General features: G+C 57.9%; 10 protein-coding genes and 1 tRNA gene. 7 read left to right on the top strand and 4 right to left on the bottom strand.

Annotation, left to right across the window (positions count from 1 at the left end; translation table 11 throughout):
- The 5 genes from ADG881_RS06595 to fhuF all read left to right on the top strand — a co-directional run.
- On the top strand, positions 1-1372 hold a 1372-nt coding region (locus tag ADG881_RS06595; protein ID WP_232211699.1), incomplete at its 5' end, for a thioesterase domain-containing protein.
- Positions 1373-1472: 100 nt separating this feature from the next.
- Positions 1473-3710 (top strand): TonB-dependent siderophore receptor, encoded by a 2238-nt coding sequence (locus tag ADG881_RS06590; RefSeq protein WP_007151461.1) that lies wholly within the window; start codon positions 1473-1475, stop codon positions 3708-3710.
- Positions 3700-4686, top strand: a complete 987-nt coding sequence (locus ADG881_RS06585; protein WP_007150381.1) for a GNAT family N-acetyltransferase — start codon at positions 3700-3702, stop codon at positions 4684-4686. The genes ADG881_RS06590 and ADG881_RS06585 overlap by 11 nt, the downstream gene beginning before the upstream one ends.
- Positions 4687-4839: 153 nt before the next feature.
- Positions 4840-6132, top strand: a complete 1293-nt coding sequence (locus ADG881_RS06580; RefSeq protein WP_007148321.1) for a lysine N(6)-hydroxylase/L-ornithine N(5)-oxygenase family protein — start codon at positions 4840-4842, stop codon at positions 6130-6132.
- Positions 6132-6866 (top strand): siderophore-iron reductase FhuF, encoded by a 735-nt coding sequence (gene fhuF, locus ADG881_RS06575; protein ID WP_007149058.1) that lies wholly within the window; start codon positions 6132-6134, stop codon positions 6864-6866. Before ADG881_RS06580 ends, fhuF begins: the two co-directional genes overlap by 1 nt.
- Before the next feature lie 4 nt (positions 6867-6870).
- Here fhuF and ADG881_RS06570 read toward each other — a convergent pair whose 3' ends face one another.
- Entirely contained in the window at positions 6871-7563 is a 693-nt protein-coding gene (locus tag ADG881_RS06570; RefSeq protein ID WP_007151518.1) for a 4'-phosphopantetheinyl transferase, read from the bottom strand.
- A gap of 170 nt (positions 7564-7733) precedes the next feature.
- Here ADG881_RS06570 and dbpA point away from each other — a divergent pair, with 170 nt between their 5' ends.
- The gene (dbpA, locus tag ADG881_RS06565) at positions 7734-9113 is read left to right on the top strand and encodes an ATP-dependent RNA helicase DbpA (protein ID WP_007151524.1); all 1380 of its coding nucleotides are present in this window, start codon (positions 7734-7736) and stop codon (positions 9111-9113) included.
- 206 nt (positions 9114-9319) lie between these two features.
- A complete protein-coding gene (locus tag ADG881_RS06560; protein WP_007150077.1) occupies positions 9320-10774 on the top strand; it encodes a hypothetical protein in 1455 nt (484 codons plus the stop codon).
- A gap of 170 nt (positions 10775-10944) precedes the next feature.
- Here the strand turns inward: ADG881_RS06560 and ADG881_RS06555 are convergent.
- The 3 genes from ADG881_RS06555 to dnaG all read right to left on the bottom strand — a co-directional run bounded on the left by ADG881_RS06555 (position 10945) and on the right by dnaG (position 15182).
- Positions 10945-11021, bottom strand: a tRNA-Ile gene (locus ADG881_RS06555).
- A gap of 174 nt (positions 11022-11195) precedes the next feature.
- Positions 11196-13097 carry an RNA polymerase sigma factor RpoD gene (gene rpoD, locus ADG881_RS06550; RefSeq protein WP_007151383.1) on the bottom strand — a complete coding sequence of 634 codons (1902 nt, stop codon included), beginning with the start codon at positions 13095-13097 and terminating at the stop codon, positions 11196-11198.
- Positions 13098-13232: 135 nt separating this feature from the next.
- On the bottom strand, positions 13233-15182 hold the full coding sequence (dnaG, locus tag ADG881_RS06545) for a DNA primase (protein ID WP_007150316.1): 1950 nt from the start codon (positions 15180-15182) through the stop codon (positions 13233-13235).
- Positions 15183-15535: the final 353 nt, after the last annotated feature.

The following is a 15535-nucleotide window of genomic DNA, read 5'->3' as shown; positions in this document are numbered from 1 at the left end:
AAACCTGGTTATCAATCTGGAAGGGCACGGCCGGGAAACCCGCCTGGCGCCGGGCATGGACCTGAGTCGGACGCTGGGTTGGTTTACCAGCCTGTATCCGGTATCGCTGCCGTTCTCTGACGACTCGCGCCAGAACCTGTTTGCGGTATCGCAGCAATTACAGCAAACCGAACCGGATGGCGGTGTGGGCTATGGCGCTTTGCGTTTTCTTGCTGACAGCGCACTGAACGACAGCCCGGATGCGCCGGTCACGTTCAACTATCTGGGGCAGTACCACGACGATGCCTTGATTCAGGGCTTTACGCCGTTGCGCGGCGGCGGCACTGCCCAGGCGGACGACAATCCCATGGCCTCCCCCCTGGCGATTAACGGTCAGGTGGTCGGCGGGCAGCTGGAGCTGGTCTGGGAGTTTGCGTCCAGTGTGTATGACGAGCAGCAGATTGCGCATTGGTGTGGCCGTTACCGTCAGGCCTTGCAGGCATTGTTGGCTCTGGCGGATGCGCCCCGTGAAGCCTGCGCCGATCCGGCACTGGTGACGCGCCTGAACCGGGCCGGCGATCTGCCAGTACTGTGGTGCCCGCATCCGGTGACTGGGCGCACCACCGGTTATCAGGCCTTGGCCGCCAGCCTGGAAGGGCAGTGGCAGGTACGGGGCCTGCAATCGCGCAGTTTCCTGGAGCCTGGCTGGTTTGATCCGTCACTGAATGAAATGGCCGAGCGGTATTACCGTACGGTGCGCCAGCAGCAGCCGGAAGGTCCTTACTACTTGCTGGGCTGGTCATTGGGGGGCGCCTTGTCCATGGAGCTGGCTCACCGGCTGGAGCAGGCTGGCGAAACCGTGGCCTTTGTGGGGCTGCTGGATACCTATGTGCCGGGCCACGAAGTGGCGGAAGACCAGTGGTCATCGCCGCAGGCGCAGCAGACGTTACGGGAACATCTGGGCATGCTGCTGACCTCGGCGTCGTCCATGGCGCTGGATGATTGCATTGCGCGCCTGCGTGACAGCAAACCGGCGCAGTGGCCGCAGAACTTTGCGCAATGGCTGGCCACGCAACCCATTGAGCCGGCGGTGGCCGACAGTGCTGCGCAGTTATTGCATGCCTGGGCGGTGGAGCAACATTTGCGGGATTTATGTTGGGGCTATCAGCTGCCAACGTTGCAGGCCCCGGTACACAGTTGGTGGGCCAGTGAGCCGGCGGGCCGTGCCCGGACTCTTGAGAACGGGCTGGCCGCGTGTGTTGATTTCGCTCACAGCGACACCGTGCAGGCGGATCATTTGACGATTGTGCGTGAGGCCACCTTTTTACAGGGCCTGCCGGACCGGCTTGAACGGAGCAACGCTCAGCAACCATTGACTGAAATGCCCGGCTAATCACTTTTTTTGTGCACTAGTCGTAAGGTTTGCAATCTGTATAATGCAGTTGCGAATCATTCCTATTACTGTAGTTTTTACGATTGTTAGGAGAACGACCATGGGGAATCGGACCGAGAGCGGGCTGATCCGGGGGCTGAAGTGGGGCCGCAATCCGCTGGCGCTGGCGGTAGCCGCGACAATGGCGGCGTCACCTGTCTGGGCAGAAGAGCAGCAGGACGCTGATGAATTGCAGACTATCGAGGTGAATGCCGAGCAGTCAGACGACGTGTACGGCGGTGATGATTTTGGTTATGTGGGCCAGAGGAGCCTCACTGCCACCAAGACGGATACGCCGGTGAAAGAAACGCCGCGTGCCGTTTCCATTGTTACCCGCGAGCAGATGGATGATCGCGCTTCTGTCAGCATCGCCGATGCCTTGCAGTACACGCCCAGTATTCAGGCGAATTTTTACGGCGAAGATAACAAACAGGACTGGTTTGTTATTCGCGGTTTCAAACAGGCCAATAACGGTTTGTACCGTGATGGGACCCGGGTTTATTCCTATGGATTTTACAGCTGGCAGCTGGATCCTTTTGCCCAGGAACGTGTAGAAATTATGCGTGGCCCGGCTTCTGTTTTGTATGGGCAGACTCCTCCGGGCGGCGTGATTAACGTTATCAGCAAGCGCCCTCAGGATTACTCCTTTGGTTCCGTGACTGCAGAATACGGCAGCTATGATCGCAAACAGCTGTCGGTGGATGTGGGCGGTGCTCCGTCGGAAGATGTGTCCTGGCGTGTTGTCGCACTTGGTCGTGAAAACGGAACCCAGGTGGATGATCTGGAAGCCGAACGCACGATGCTGGCACCGTCTCTAAAACTGGGTCTGGGTGACCGGACTGAGCTGACATTGCTGGCGTCCTACCAGAAAGATGATTCTGACCCGTACCTGCAGTTCCTGCCTTCCAGCGGCACGATTTCTGCCAACCCCAATGGCAAAATCGACGATGATGTTGCCATCGGTAATCTGGATTACGAGCAGTTTGAACGCACCCAGGTTTCTTTCGGTTATCAGCTGGACCATGCGTTCAATGACTCGACCACTTTCCAGCAAAGTGCTCGCTATCAGCAAATCGATGTGGATCTGAAGCAAATGTACTCACTGGGCTATCTGCCGGGTAGTGGCGACTCGCAAGCGGTTCGCGGCCTCAGTGATGAAGACGGTGATGCCTATGGCATTAATCTGGATAACCGTTTGATCCATAAATGGTCTATCAACAATGTTGAGCATACGTTGTTGGCGGGTATCGATTATCAAAGCTTGCACATCGACGGAAAGAGCTTTGGTGACCCGCTGATGGGTTACGAAGCTGCGCCGGGCATTTTCGCGCCGGCGACGCTGAATCCGTTTGATCCGCAGTACCGAAACGCTGATGAGCTGACGCCCGTTTCCTGTAATTTCTCCACCTTCGTGTGTACAGAAGTGACCAGCCGCCAGCGAACTACCATTGATGCTTATCAGGTCGGTGGCTACCTGCAAGACCAGATGAAGTTCGATAACAATCTGGTGCTGACTGTGGGCGCCCGTTTTGACCGGGCCAGTAGCGATATCGAAAATAAAACCACTGGCGTCGAGCAAAATATCGACAACGACAAGTGGACTGCCAACGCCGGTCTGGCCTGGCTGCTGAATGACAACGTCACTGCGTATACCAGCTACTCGCAGTTCTTCCAGCCGATTCTGCAGCAGGATCAGAATGGTGATGCGGCCAAGCCGCAAGAGGGCGATCAGATCGAAGTGGGCATGAAGTTCCAGCCACAAGGTATTGATGGCTACCTCAACGCAGCAGCGTTCAAAATCACCCAGGAAAATTTGGCCTCCGGAGCAGCCGGTACGCCAGCGTTTCAGCAGATCGGTGAAGTGGAAAGCGAAGGTGTTGAGCTGGAAGCCGTTGCCAATATCACCCCGAGCTTCAGCCTGCTGGCCAACGCTACCTGGATGAATCCGGAAATTGTTTCCGACAGCACTCCTGCTGAAGAAGGTAACCGCCCGGTGAATATCGCCGATACCCTGTACTCGGCCTGGGCCAAGTACACTTTCCTGAGTGGCCCGATGAACGGTTTCGCCATTGGTTCCGGGGTGCGTTACGTCAGCGATACGTATGGCGATAACACCGAAACCCTGAAAGTCCCGTCCTATACTCTTTGGGATGCCACGGTCAGTTACCGTTACAAGGATTTCAAGTTCCAGGTGGCGGCCAAGAACCTGGAAGACAAGCAGTACGTTGCGACCTGTGACTACTACTGCTGGTACGGCGACCGTCGCAATGTTATCGGCAGCGTGACCTATGCCTGGTAAGAGTCATTACCAATCCATTCCGCTGCCCTGTGGGCAGCGGCTGGATGTGTTTGAACAGGCACTGGCACCGCAGTGGCGGTGCCAGTGGGATGATCAGGATCTGTTAACGGTGGAACTGACCGACGGCATCGCCCGTGTGGTGCAGTCTTGCCAGGAACCGACGCAGCTTCTGCGTGCTGCTTGGGCGTTCTTTGTCTCGCAGCCGGATATGAACACCCTGCAGTTTGAGAGCGGTTTTAACGCTGCTTTCATGATTCAGGAAGAGAATCAAACAGCACGGCTGGAACGCGACATGTTCTGGCAGCTGCCCGGTGACTGGTTAAGCCAGGGCGATGCCTTGCCGTATCCGGTCACCATGATCATGGATGAATCCGGCCGGCGTCACCCACGACGCCGCGCCAAGCCGGCGGGGGAAGTGTACCGCCGTTTTGATACCGGTATTCAGGCGTGGGTGTCTCTGCGCACGCTGGATATTGAGGAAGACCTACACCGTTTCATGCGCTGGCAGAACAGCGAGCGTGTGGCTGCCTTCTGGGAGCAGAGCGGCACCCTGGAAGAGCATCGCGCTTACCTGGAGAGCCAGGCGAAAGAGCCGCGAGTGCTTAACCTGATCGGTTGCATTGATGATGAGCCCTTTGCCTACTTTGAGGCGTATTGGGCCAAGGAAGATCGCATCGCACCCTATTACGATGCACAGGATTTTGATCGCGGGATTCACATGCTGGTGGGCGAAGACCATCACCGTGGCCCGCACAAGGTAAAGGCATGGCTGAATGCGCTCTGCCATTACCTGTTTCTCGATGATTGTCGTACCACAAGGATTGTGTCCGAGCCACGCTCGGATAACGACAGGATGATTCAACACCTTCAAGCCAGGCGATTTGCCAAGCCAAAGGAGTTTGATTTTCCGCACAAGCGCGCAGCCCTGATGGTGCTGCATCGTGATGCGTTTTTTGAGCGTTGCGAGCTGAGCTGAAAATCACGGTTCGGATTTTTTTTCTCTGAACCGCCATGGCGCGCTGCCCACCACTATCCGGCAGCAAGTGGCTGACTGTCCGAATTCTTCGGTGGTCGGTGTATGGATAACCCGGAGGCCGTTCGGCCTCCGCCACATTGAGGACATATCACCATGAGCGTTCATTCTCAGGAATACGATGTCGTTGGTATTGGTTTTGGCCCGGCCAACCTGGCCATTGCCATTGCACTGGACGAGCAGAAAGACCTGGATGGCCTGCGTTACTGCTTCCTGGAAAAACAACCCCGCTTTGAATGGCACGGCGGCATGTTGCTGGAAGGCACTCGCATGCAGGTGTCATTTCTGAAAGACCTGGCGACCCTGCGCAATCCCGCCAGCCGTTTCACCTTTGTTAATTACCTGCATGACAACAATCGTCTGGATTCCTTCATAAACATGGGCACCTTCTTTCCTACCCGTGTGGAATATAACGATTACATGCGTTGGTCTGCCGATCAGTTTAAAGAGCATGTGCACTATGGCCAGGAAGTGATCGCTATTGAGCCGGTGGAGCAGGGTGGTGAAGTGGAGTGGGTGCGCGTTCGCTCACGGAACGCCGATGGCAGTGAGACGGAAATTTTTACCCGTAACCTGGTGATCGGCATTGGTGGTTACCCGAAGATCCCGGCCGTGTTCGCCGGCAAGATGGGTGACAACATGGTTCACTCATCGCGCTATAAACACGAATACGAGCGGTTTGGTCGCCACGAAACGCCGCGTATTGCGGTGATCGGGGCAGGCCAGAGTGCCGCTGAAATCTATCTGGATCTGATGGACCAGTACCCGGATGGAAAGATGGATCTGGTCAGTCGCAGCCGGGCCCTGCACCCGGCCGATGACAGCGCTTTTGTGAACGAAATTTTCGATCCATCGTTCACGGATACTATCTACGCCCGGCCGGAATCCGAGCGACAGGATTTTCTCAAACGTTTCAGTCAGACCAATTACGCGGTAGTGGACCTGGCGGAAATTGAACAGATCTACGAGCGTCTTTACCTGCAGAAAGTGACCGGCAAGGTGCAGCACCGCTTCCTGTCCAACCGCGATATCGTTGGTGTGCAGAATGATGGCACCCGTGTGCTGTTGACCCTGCGCAACAAGGACACCGGCGTGGAGCAGACTGAAGTCTATGACGGGGTGGTGCTGGCCACCGGTTATAACCGCAATGGCCATGAGCAGTTGCTGTCGCCCATGGCGGACTGGATGTCCGAGAAAGGCGTGGAGCGCTGTTATCGGTTGCCCATGGCATCAGGCTGCCATGCCAATGTGTTCCTGCAGGGCTGTTGTGAAGAAACCCATGGCCTCAGTGACACCCTGTTGTCGATCTTGGCAGTGCGCTCCCAGGAAGTGGTGGATGCGTTGATAGAACGGCAGAGTCGGCCGCTCGAAACGGCCTGTGCAAGCTGATGATTTCTGCTCTGGCCCCCTTGTTTCAAGGGGGCTTTTCTTCCTATGGCCGCTTGTTACGCCTGGCCGAGCCGAACGATGTGGCCATCCCGTTAACCGATCTGTTTGATGCCGGCCGGTTACGGCAGTCGTTGTATCAATTTCGTCCTGACTTGAAGGGGGAAGACGAGCGGGCACTGCTCTCCATCTGGAGTAAATACTATTTCTTGCGGCTGTTGCCGCCGGTGCTTGCGTCCAACCTGATCTTGCAGCGTGAATTGCCTTTGTCGGTGAACGTGCTGGCGGTCGAGGTGGATGCGCAGGGGTTGCCCGGTGTCTTTGTGTTGCCGGATGACGGACAACAAATTGTGGCATCTGCGCACCCGCTGTCCCGTTTCGAGGGAATAATGCGGGATAACCTGCAGCCGGTTATCACTGCCTGGCAGCAGGCACTGGGGCTATCCACCCGGGTGCTGTGGAGTAATGCCAGCCGTTACATCCACTGGTTCACGGGGGAGCTGAAAGGGTCGGGTTTGCCGGAGATGCTCTGGTCGCCGGGACAGGCGTTGCTTGATCAGCCCACCTTTGAAAACGGTGACAGAAATCCCTTGTTCGGAGCCTACCAGGACAGGATGAACGCCAACACCGGCACGGTGATCACCGTGCGTCGTACCTGTTGCATTCGCTTTCGTTTGCCGGACACAGCGTTGTGTGAAGACTGCCCCAGGCTGTGCCGCAAGGGCATGGCAGCGTAACCCGCTAACGGGGCAGGGCAATCCAGCTCAGCACGCCTTGCTGCCGTTCGCGCCAGCGAAAAGGAATGCTGGCGCCAAGCTTCCAGTCTGGCGACAGGGTTTTCAGCAGGGTCAGTGAACGGGCATCCCGGCGCTCCGCGTCATGGAAATAAAAGCGTTTGCCGGTGATCGGGTAGAGCGCCTTGAACAGGCTTTCCTTGGCGGAAAAAATCAGCGTGATGCGATTGGCGCGCTGAATAGGCGATAACCCTTCCAGTTGTTCCCGTTCTTCGTGGGTCAGTAATTCCCGGCACAGCCGGGTTGCCCGTTCTGCGCTGAGCCATTGTTCCGTGTCCAGCCCGACGGTCAGCCAATGGCGTGCGTCGGCGACCATCACTTCAGCAATGCCCTGGCTATGGGTAATGCTGCCCAGACTGCCTGCGGGCCATTGTGGTGCCCGGTCGGGTCCCAGGGCCGGGATGCCCTCGATTCCCAGCATCGCCAGCGCTTCGCGGGCGCACCATCGGCCGGCCAGGTACTCGCTGCGGCGTTTGGCCACCGCCGTGCTCAGGGAGGGTGGCAGGGGGATGTCTGCCTGGGCAAAGCTGTCGTCGCAGAGACGCTCAGGGGCGTAGTGGCAACCCACGCGCACCAGTCCGGTGGCGAGTTCTTCGCGGTGCAGGTGAGTCAGGCATGCGGGGCGATGGAATAATGACATGATCAACAGATTTCCCGGTTGCCGGTACTATATCAGAGGTGTCAGTCGGAGGCCCCCAGTCGCCGCACAATTTGATCCTCACCGCAATGCGACAACTGCTACACTAGGCATACGCTGGCCGTGCGTTGTCAGTGTTTCCTTGCCACCTTTCTTTGCCACAGGCTGCTCCCGTGACTGATGCCCCTTTTGCTTCCCTGCCGCTGTCTGCGGAACTGCTCGCCAACCTGAATACCCTGGGTTACGCCACCATGACGCCGGTGCAGGCACAAAGCCTGCCATTTGTGCTGAAAGGGCATGACGTGATTGCCCAGGCCAGTACCGGCAGTGGCAAGACGGCGGCTTTCGGTCTTGGCCTGCTGCATCCATTGAATCCACGCTATTACGGTTGCCAGGCGTTGGTGTTGTGCCCCACCCGGGAGCTGGCCGATCAGGTGGCCGGGGAAATCCGCCGGCTGGCCCGTGGCCCCGGCAATATCAAGGTGCTGACCCTGTGTGGCGGGCAACCCATCGGCCCGCAGATTGGCTCGCTGGAACATGGAGCCCAGATCGTGGTGGGCACGCCGGGGCGGGTGCTCAAGCATTTGAGCAAGGGCACGTTGAGTCTGGAAGGGCTGAATACCCTGGTGCTGGATGAAGCGGATCGCATGCTCGATATGGGGTTCTACGACAGCATTGCCGAGGTGATCCGGCAGACGCCATCCCGTCGCCAGACCCTGTTGTTTTCGGCTACCTATCCGGCAGGGATCAAGCAGCTGGCGGAAACCTTCATGAACAACCCCCAGCATGTAGAGGTGGAAGCCCTCCACGATAACAGCCAGATCGAACAGCGCTACTACGAAGTAGACCCTGCTGAGCGGGAAGAGGCGGTGGCCCGTGCCATTGCCTGTTTCCGGCCGGTGTCCTGCGTAGTGTTCTGTGTGACCAAAAAACAATGCCAGGACGTGGTCAACCAGCTTTGCCGGCAGGGGATGTCGGCCATGGTGCTCAACAGTGACCTGGAACAGCGCGAGCGCGATGAGGTGCTGACGTTGTTTGCCAACCGCAGCCTGTCGGTGCTGGTTGCCACGGATGTGGCAGCGCGGGGCCTGGATATCGATAACCTGGATATGGTTATCAATGCAGAACTGTCCCATGAACCGCAGACCCACATTCACCGTGTCGGCCGTACCGGTCGAGCCGGTGAAAAGGGCCTGGCCATCAATCTGGTAGCGCCGCGCGAATCCCGTCGTGCCATGGCCATTGAAGAATTGCAGGGCGCGCCCCTGAACTGGCACCCGGTGAGCAGTCTGAAGCCCCGTGAAGGTGACACCTTGCAGCCCCCGACGATTACGTTGTGCATCGGCGCCGGCCGCAAGGACAAGCTTCGCCCCGGCGATATTCTCGGCGCGCTGACCGGTGATGCGGGGATTGCCGGCAACAAAGTGGGCAAGATTACCGTCACGGATTATCAGGCTTATGTGGCTATCGATCGTGACAGCGCCGATCTGGCGCTGGAGCGATTATTGAAAGGCAAAATCAAGGGTAAAAACCGGCGCGTTAAGAAGTTGTAACCTTCCCGCACCTGTCATTCTCTCCCTTCAGATCCCGTTGGGTGTGAGCATGATTGTGTCGGGAAGCTGGATTATTATGCGACCGGGGAAAAATAAATGAGGGTACGCGCCACCGGATTGATAAGGCGGCGCTGCCATTAAAGTGACATCGCTTCTCGCGGCCATCAGTGGGCTGCTATTTAGCCTGACATCTCTCGGACAGCATTATGATAACAACACTGCGCAACAGCCTGGCATGCCTGGTCGCCCTGATGGCGGCCGGCTGTGGGGGAGGCTCTTCATCCAGTGGCGGCGCCGTTACGGAAACCACAAGCAGCGCACCAAGCCGGGCCTGGTTCTATGACGCTGATGGCGCGCAGGTTGCGCGTATGCAGTTCCAATACCCCGGCGAACTCACGATTAACGTGCAGCTGCACTCTGTCGGGCCAGATATGGCCTGGGATACAGAGGATGATACGTCGCATCCCTATCTTCAGTGTCAGTACATGTCGGCGCCGACCCCGTTGCTACGCTATCCGGATCTGTACTTTCTCGGCATGATAGGGTCGCCTACGGGCGCTACTGGATTGGCTGTACTCGGTCTTTCGAATAATGGGCCGATGAAATGCCCGGTGCGTAACGGCCGACGACTTCAGCAAGAGGCCGGTTTCGTAACCGGCCTGTTCATGCCTGGTTTGGACTTTAGTTACAGTTACCTGATTAATGCCGAACTTGAGCATTTTGGTGGGACCGCAACGGAGGTGCTCGACTACGAATTTGATGGCCTGGACACGACGGTTGCCGAGATATTGGCGTTGTCAGAATTTACCTCTGATATCGACCTCACGACGGTGGATGAGCCTGATCTGCCAGCCATCGTCGATCACACGCAAACCAATAGCGTCATCTTCGATGCTGAGCAGCGCCCCCTGAGCATTGATCTCACTGCGGATAGCTCCTGGACGGCTGTGCTCGATGAGTACTGCATGGATGCGCATCCAGTTGCCGTCTCAATCAAGCTTCTGAGGGGGTGCTCGTCCGCCCACCAAACACGCTCCTATCGCTACCTGGGCGATAGCGTCGAACAGGATGTTCAACGCTACAACGGCTCAAATTCCGCAAACCTGTATTCCGACACCGCCACTCGCCTGGCCGACCGCGTGATCGTCCATCCCGGTACCGCCGATGCCGGTTCTGAATCTGGGAGGTACTACGATTCCTACCTCTTTAATGAGTCAGAACAAGTGACGGCCAAGGTGCAGAGTTCATACGGTGTAGACGGGATTTGGGGCACAGAAGACGATCAGCATGAAACCATCGATAGTTATCACTATGATCGCAATGGCAGGCTCTCTGAAGTCGGCGACCCCGGCTCGATAGCGCTTAGGTACAGTTACTACAACAATGGGAAATTGAAGCAGGTCGACCAATTTTCTGGTGAGTCCGAGGTCCCCTGGGAGCGAACGCTGGTCTCCTACCGACAGGGCGCGCCGGCGAAGATCACGGTGCAGAGACGTAAAGGCGACGCGAATGAGGGTTATGAATTGCAGACACGGATTGTCATGGAATTTGCGCCCAGCGAAGAAAACTGGCCCGAACTGTTTTCACCCGTTCCCCTGTTCCCCGAGTTCCGGATGCCGCCCAGTATTGATGACCTGATGCGCTTCCAGCCGATAAGGTGATCAGAGGTGTGTAAGCGGTTCAGGCGGGGCCGCTTTTTCGTTCTACAGGGCGGCTATAACCTGTCAAAATAAAGGTGCTGCGGCACACTTTGTGCGGTATGTGAAGTACACGTCGCCAGTTGCAGACAACTTATGCTTCACGCTACAAGGAGAAAATCGAACGGGGAAATTGGTGGGCCCACCAGGACTTGAACCTGGGACCAATCGATTATGAGTCGACTGCTCTAACCAGCTGAGCTATAGGCCCTGAAGCGTTGTCCGGCGTTGAATTTTTGACGCCAGACGTGCCGCGCGTGTTACGCGGGCACGGATTATAACGTGTATTTGATTCCGGGAAAGGGAGTTCCTTTTTTATTATTGACCCGGACTGCATCGCAGCCCGGGTCGTGTCTTGCATCCGGCTTCTAGCGTCGGGCGTTCTTTACAGGTCGCCGTCGAGGAAGCTGCGCAGGTGTTCGCTGCGGCTCGGGTGGCGCAGTTTGCGCAGCGCCTTGGCTTCTATCTGACGGATACGCTCACGGGTTACGTCGAACTGTTTGCCCACTTCCTCAAGGGTGTGGTCAGTGTTCATGTCGATGCCGAAGCGCATGCGCAGGACTTTGGCTTCACGAGCGGTCAGGTTGGCCAGCACGTCACGGGTGGCTTCTTCCAGGCCCAGTGAAGTGGCAGAGTCCACCGGCGATTCCATGTTGCCGTCTTCGATAAAGTCGCCGAGGCTGGAATCTTCATCGTCACCGATGGGGGTTTCCATGGAGATCGGCTCTTTGGCGATCTTCAGTACCTTGCGGACTTTGTCTTCCGGCATTTCCAGACGGACACCCAGTTCTTCCGGGGTCGGTTCGCGGCCCATTTCCTGCAGCATCTGACGTTGTACCCGGTTGATCTTGTTGATGGTCTCTATCATGTGTACCGGGATACGGATGGTGCGCGCCTGGTCGGCGATGGAACGGGTGATGGCCTGACGAATCCACCAGGTGGCGTAGGTGGAGAACTTGTAACCACGGCGGTATTCGAACTTGTCCACGGCTTTCATCAGGCCGATGTTGCCTTCCTGAATCAGGTCGAGGAATTGCAGGCCACGGTTGGTGTATTTCTTGGCGATGGAAATAACCAGACGCAGGTTGGCTTCCACCATTTCTTTCTTGGCGCGACGTGCCTTGGCTTCACCGATGGAAATGCGACGGTTGATTTCCTTGATGTCGCCCACGGGCAGGCCAATGATGTCTTCAATGGTGCCGATCTTGCGTTGGGCACGTTGAACATCTTCTTTGACTGCACCGAGTTTGTCGGCGATGGCTTTGCCTTTTTTGGTTTTCAGCTGGCCATCGATCCAGTCCATGTTGGTTTCGTTACCAGGGAATACCTTGATGAAATCCTTGCGATCCATGCCGCCGCGGCGAATGGTGGCGGACATGATCTGACGCTCGAATTTACGCACCAGGTCCAGGTTGTCGCGGGCACCAACCAGCATGCCGTCGAAAATGCGCGGCACCAGTTTGAACAGGGTGAAGTGTTCGGCCAGGGCTTCCAGAGCCTTGGCACTGGAGGCGTGATCGCGACCGTTGCGCTTGAGTGAGCGCTCGGCTTTTTCGTGCAGCTTTTTCAGCGTCTCGAAACGCTCTGCCGCCAGAACAGGATCCAGGCCGCCTTCATCTTCTTCTTCATCGTCGTCGCTGTCTTTGTCGTCAGTGCCTTCTTCCTTGGCTTTTTCTTTGGCCTTGGCTTTTTCTTCCGCCGCTTTCTTGGCTTTTTCGGCGAAGGCAGGATCCCGGTTGACGTTGGTTGCCGCAGCGCCATCGTCGTTGGGGTCCAGGTAACCGGCAATGATGTCGGTGAGCTTGCGTTCTTCGTTTTCCACGCGAGCGTATTCGTCGATCACCATGTCGACGGCGCCGGGCCAGAAGGCGAGGGCGTGCAGGACTTCACGGGTGCCTTCTTCGATACGCTTGGCAATTTCGATTTCGCCTTCGCGGGTCAGCAGCTCCACGGTACCCATTTCGCGCATGTACATGCGCACCGGGTCGGTGGTGCGGCCGGGTTCGTTTTCTACGGAGGCGAGCACGGCAGCGGCTTCTTCAGCGGCGACTTCGTCGGTGCTGTCGGCGCTTTCATCGATCGTCAACTGATCGGCATCGGCGGCTTTTTCCACCACGGTGATGCCCATGTCGTTGATCATCTGAATGATGTCTTCCACTTGATCAGTGTCGGTAATGGAATCCGGCAAGTGGTCATTCACTTCGGCGTAGGTAAGGTAGCCCTGTTCCTTACCCAGTGCGATCAACTGCTTCAGCTGAGATTGTTGCTGCTGCTTTTGAGTCGTCATGCAATAAAGCCCGTAACGTCGTGCTGGAAGCTTGCGCTGGCCAGCGTGATGGTGGCGTGGGAAAACGGCGTATTATACCGGGATGTGGGGGCTACGGCCAGTCAATGCAACCCTGGGGGTGTTGCATGGGCCGGCCTAGTCGAAGGGTTTGCGGGCGTGCTGGCGCGCTTCGGCCAGGGCTTTGTGCAGTGCCTGCCAGTGTGCCGGGTCAGGCATGCCGGCCTGTTCCACTTCCAGCAGGGCGGCCTCCAGCCGGGTCACTTCCAGCTGTGACAGGGCATCCAGCCATAGCCGGGTGGCCATTTCTTCGGCCATGGGCGGCTTGAGGCTGGCCTTGAGCAGGCGAGACAGGGTTTCGCCCTGCTCCAGCGCCATCAGGGCGCCAAGCAGCGCGGCGGCGCTGTGGCTTTGCCGGCACAGGCCGGCTACCTGGACCAGCAGGTCGATATGCGGCAGCGGGAGCGTGTCGATGCCCTCGGGCAGCGGGTGTTGGTCAATCAGTGAAGGGTAATCCAGCAGCACCAACACCAGGCGCTCAGCCAGGGTGAGCGGGCCTTTGCGGCCGCTGTTCTGGCGTGGGTTGGGGCGTGTGCGATTGGGGCTGCCGCCGTTGAAGCCGGCATTGCCCTGGTTGCCGTCGTCCGCAAAACCGAAGTCTTCCGGGTAGGGCATGCCAGGGTCGTCCTCCGCCGGCGGATAGCCTGCGTTCTCGTAACCGTACGCGGTGGCATCCTGAGGGGGCTTTGAGGGGGCGGGGGCGGCTGTTGGGCGAGGCGCCGCCGGGGCGGGTTTGAGCTGGATCAGCGATTCCTTGTCCAGCCGGGTAAGGCGACTGAGCTCTTCGGTGAGCAGGGCGCGGTAAACCGGGCCGGCGGGTTTGTCCAGGAATGGCAGGGCCAGTCGGGCCAGCCGGGCACGGCCGTCCACGGTGTCCAGGTCGAGCCCTTCGGACAGGTGCCGGAACAGGTAAGTGGACAGGGTGTCGGCCTTGTCAGTAAGTGCTCGCAACGCCTCGGGGCCTTGCTGGCGCACGAGTGTGTCCGGGTCCTCGCCGTCTGGCAGGAACAGGAAGCGCACTTGTTTGCCGTCATCCAGCGCCGGCAGCAGTGATTCGAGAGCCCGCCAGGCGGCGCGGACGCCGGCCTTGTCGCCGTCGAAACAGAGAATCACTTCGTTGACCTGGCGAAACAGTTTGCGGGCGTGATCTTCGGTGGTGGCAGTGCCCAGGGTGGCGACCACATTGGGGACGCCGTGCTGGGTCAGGGCGATCACGTCCATGTAGCCTTCCACCACATAGAGACGGTCACTGCGGTCGCGGCTCTGGCGCCATTCCCACAGCCCGTAAAGCTCCTGGCCCTTGTGGAAAACGGGGGTTTCCGGGCTGTTCAGGTATTTCGGTTTGCCGTCGCCGAGCACCCGGCCACCGAAGCCGATGGTGCGCCCGCGGCTATCGCGGATCGGGAAGATGATGCGATCGCGGAATTTGTCGTAGGTGCGGCCGGTGTCGTCCTTGCGTACCAGCAGCCCGCCGGTGAGGGCGTGCTCCAGGCTGGTTTCGGTGAGTGACAGGCCGTTGATCAAATTATCGTAACCGGGTGGTGCAAACCCAATCGCGAATTTTTTTGCAATTTCGCCGCTCAATCCCCGATTTTTAAGGTAGTTTACTGCTTTTTGTCGCTCTGGCGCCTGGCGCAGCTGCTGCGCGTAGAACTTTTCGGCGCGGCTGAGCAGGTCGTAAAGCGATTGTAGCCGGTCCTTCTTTTGCCGGTCGGCGGCGGTTTCCGGCCGGGATTCGGGCACTTCCATGCCGGCCCGGCTGGCCAGCTGTTTGACTGCCTCCGGGAAACTCAGGTGCTCGTATTCCATCAGGAAGCCCACCGCATTGCCGGAGGCGCCGCAACCGAAGCAATAATAGAACTGCTTGTCTGGAGCCACGGTGAAGGAGGGCGTTTTTTCCTGGTGGAAGGGGCAGCAGGCGCTGTAGTTGCGGCCGGTTTTCTTCAGGGGCACGCGGGCATCAATCAGCTCTACCAGGTCGGTACGGGCCAACAGATCATGTGTGAAATTTTCCGGAATGCGTGCCATATAAGGGTCTGTTAAGTGATCTCAATCGCCCTGCCGAATCCTGGCCAGGCGTTCGCGCGCAACGGTTAAGTGGGCGGATAACAAAAAACGGCGTGGCTGGACGTGTGCCCCGTCGAACAGGTTCAGAAAAACTCTTCCGGCACAGCAGCAATAGTAGTGTAGACAGGCCGGGTGGTTTCTGCCAGAAAGGGACGGTATTCAACCAGAAACTGGGGCGTTGTGACAGAGTCGACGGGCTGCTGGATTTGATACCAGGTTGCTGTTGTTGCGCAACAATTTATGCACGATGTTAAGGCTGACATCACTGGCAGAACTGAATTCATGCGTGAATAATGCAATGACGTCACCACAAT

The organism is Alcanivorax sp. DG881 (genome assembly GCF_000155615.1).
Classification (GTDB): domain Bacteria; phylum Pseudomonadota; class Gammaproteobacteria; order Pseudomonadales; family Alcanivoracaceae; genus Alcanivorax.
The sequence above is the reverse complement of the archived record's forward strand: the minus strand, read 5'-3'. Positions and strand labels throughout refer to the sequence as shown.

Excerpts from the sequence above, each read along its gene's own strand:
- rpoD (WP_007151383.1), bottom strand. The coding sequence starts at position 13,097 with ATGACGACTCAAAAGCAGCAGCAACAATCTCAGCTGAAGCAGTTGATC.
- fhuF (WP_007149058.1), top strand. The coding sequence starts at position 6,132 with ATGATTTCTGCTCTGGCCCCCTTGTTTCAAGGGGGCTTTTCTTCCTAT.
- ADG881_RS06585 (WP_007150381.1), top strand. The coding sequence starts at position 3,700 with ATGCCTGGTAAGAGTCATTACCAATCCATTCCGCTGCCCTGTGGGCAG.
- ADG881_RS06570 (WP_007151518.1), bottom strand. The coding sequence starts at position 7,563 with ATGTCATTATTCCATCGCCCCGCATGCCTGACTCACCTGCACCGCGAA.
- dnaG (WP_007150316.1), bottom strand. The coding sequence starts at position 15,182 with ATGGCACGCATTCCGGAAAATTTCACACATGATCTGTTGGCCCGTACC.
- ADG881_RS06590 (WP_007151461.1), top strand. The coding sequence starts at position 1,473 with ATGGGGAATCGGACCGAGAGCGGGCTGATCCGGGGGCTGAAGTGGGGC.
- ADG881_RS06580 (WP_007148321.1), top strand. The coding sequence starts at position 4,840 with ATGAGCGTTCATTCTCAGGAATACGATGTCGTTGGTATTGGTTTTGGC.
- ADG881_RS06560 (WP_007150077.1), top strand. The coding sequence starts at position 9,320 with ATGATAACAACACTGCGCAACAGCCTGGCATGCCTGGTCGCCCTGATG.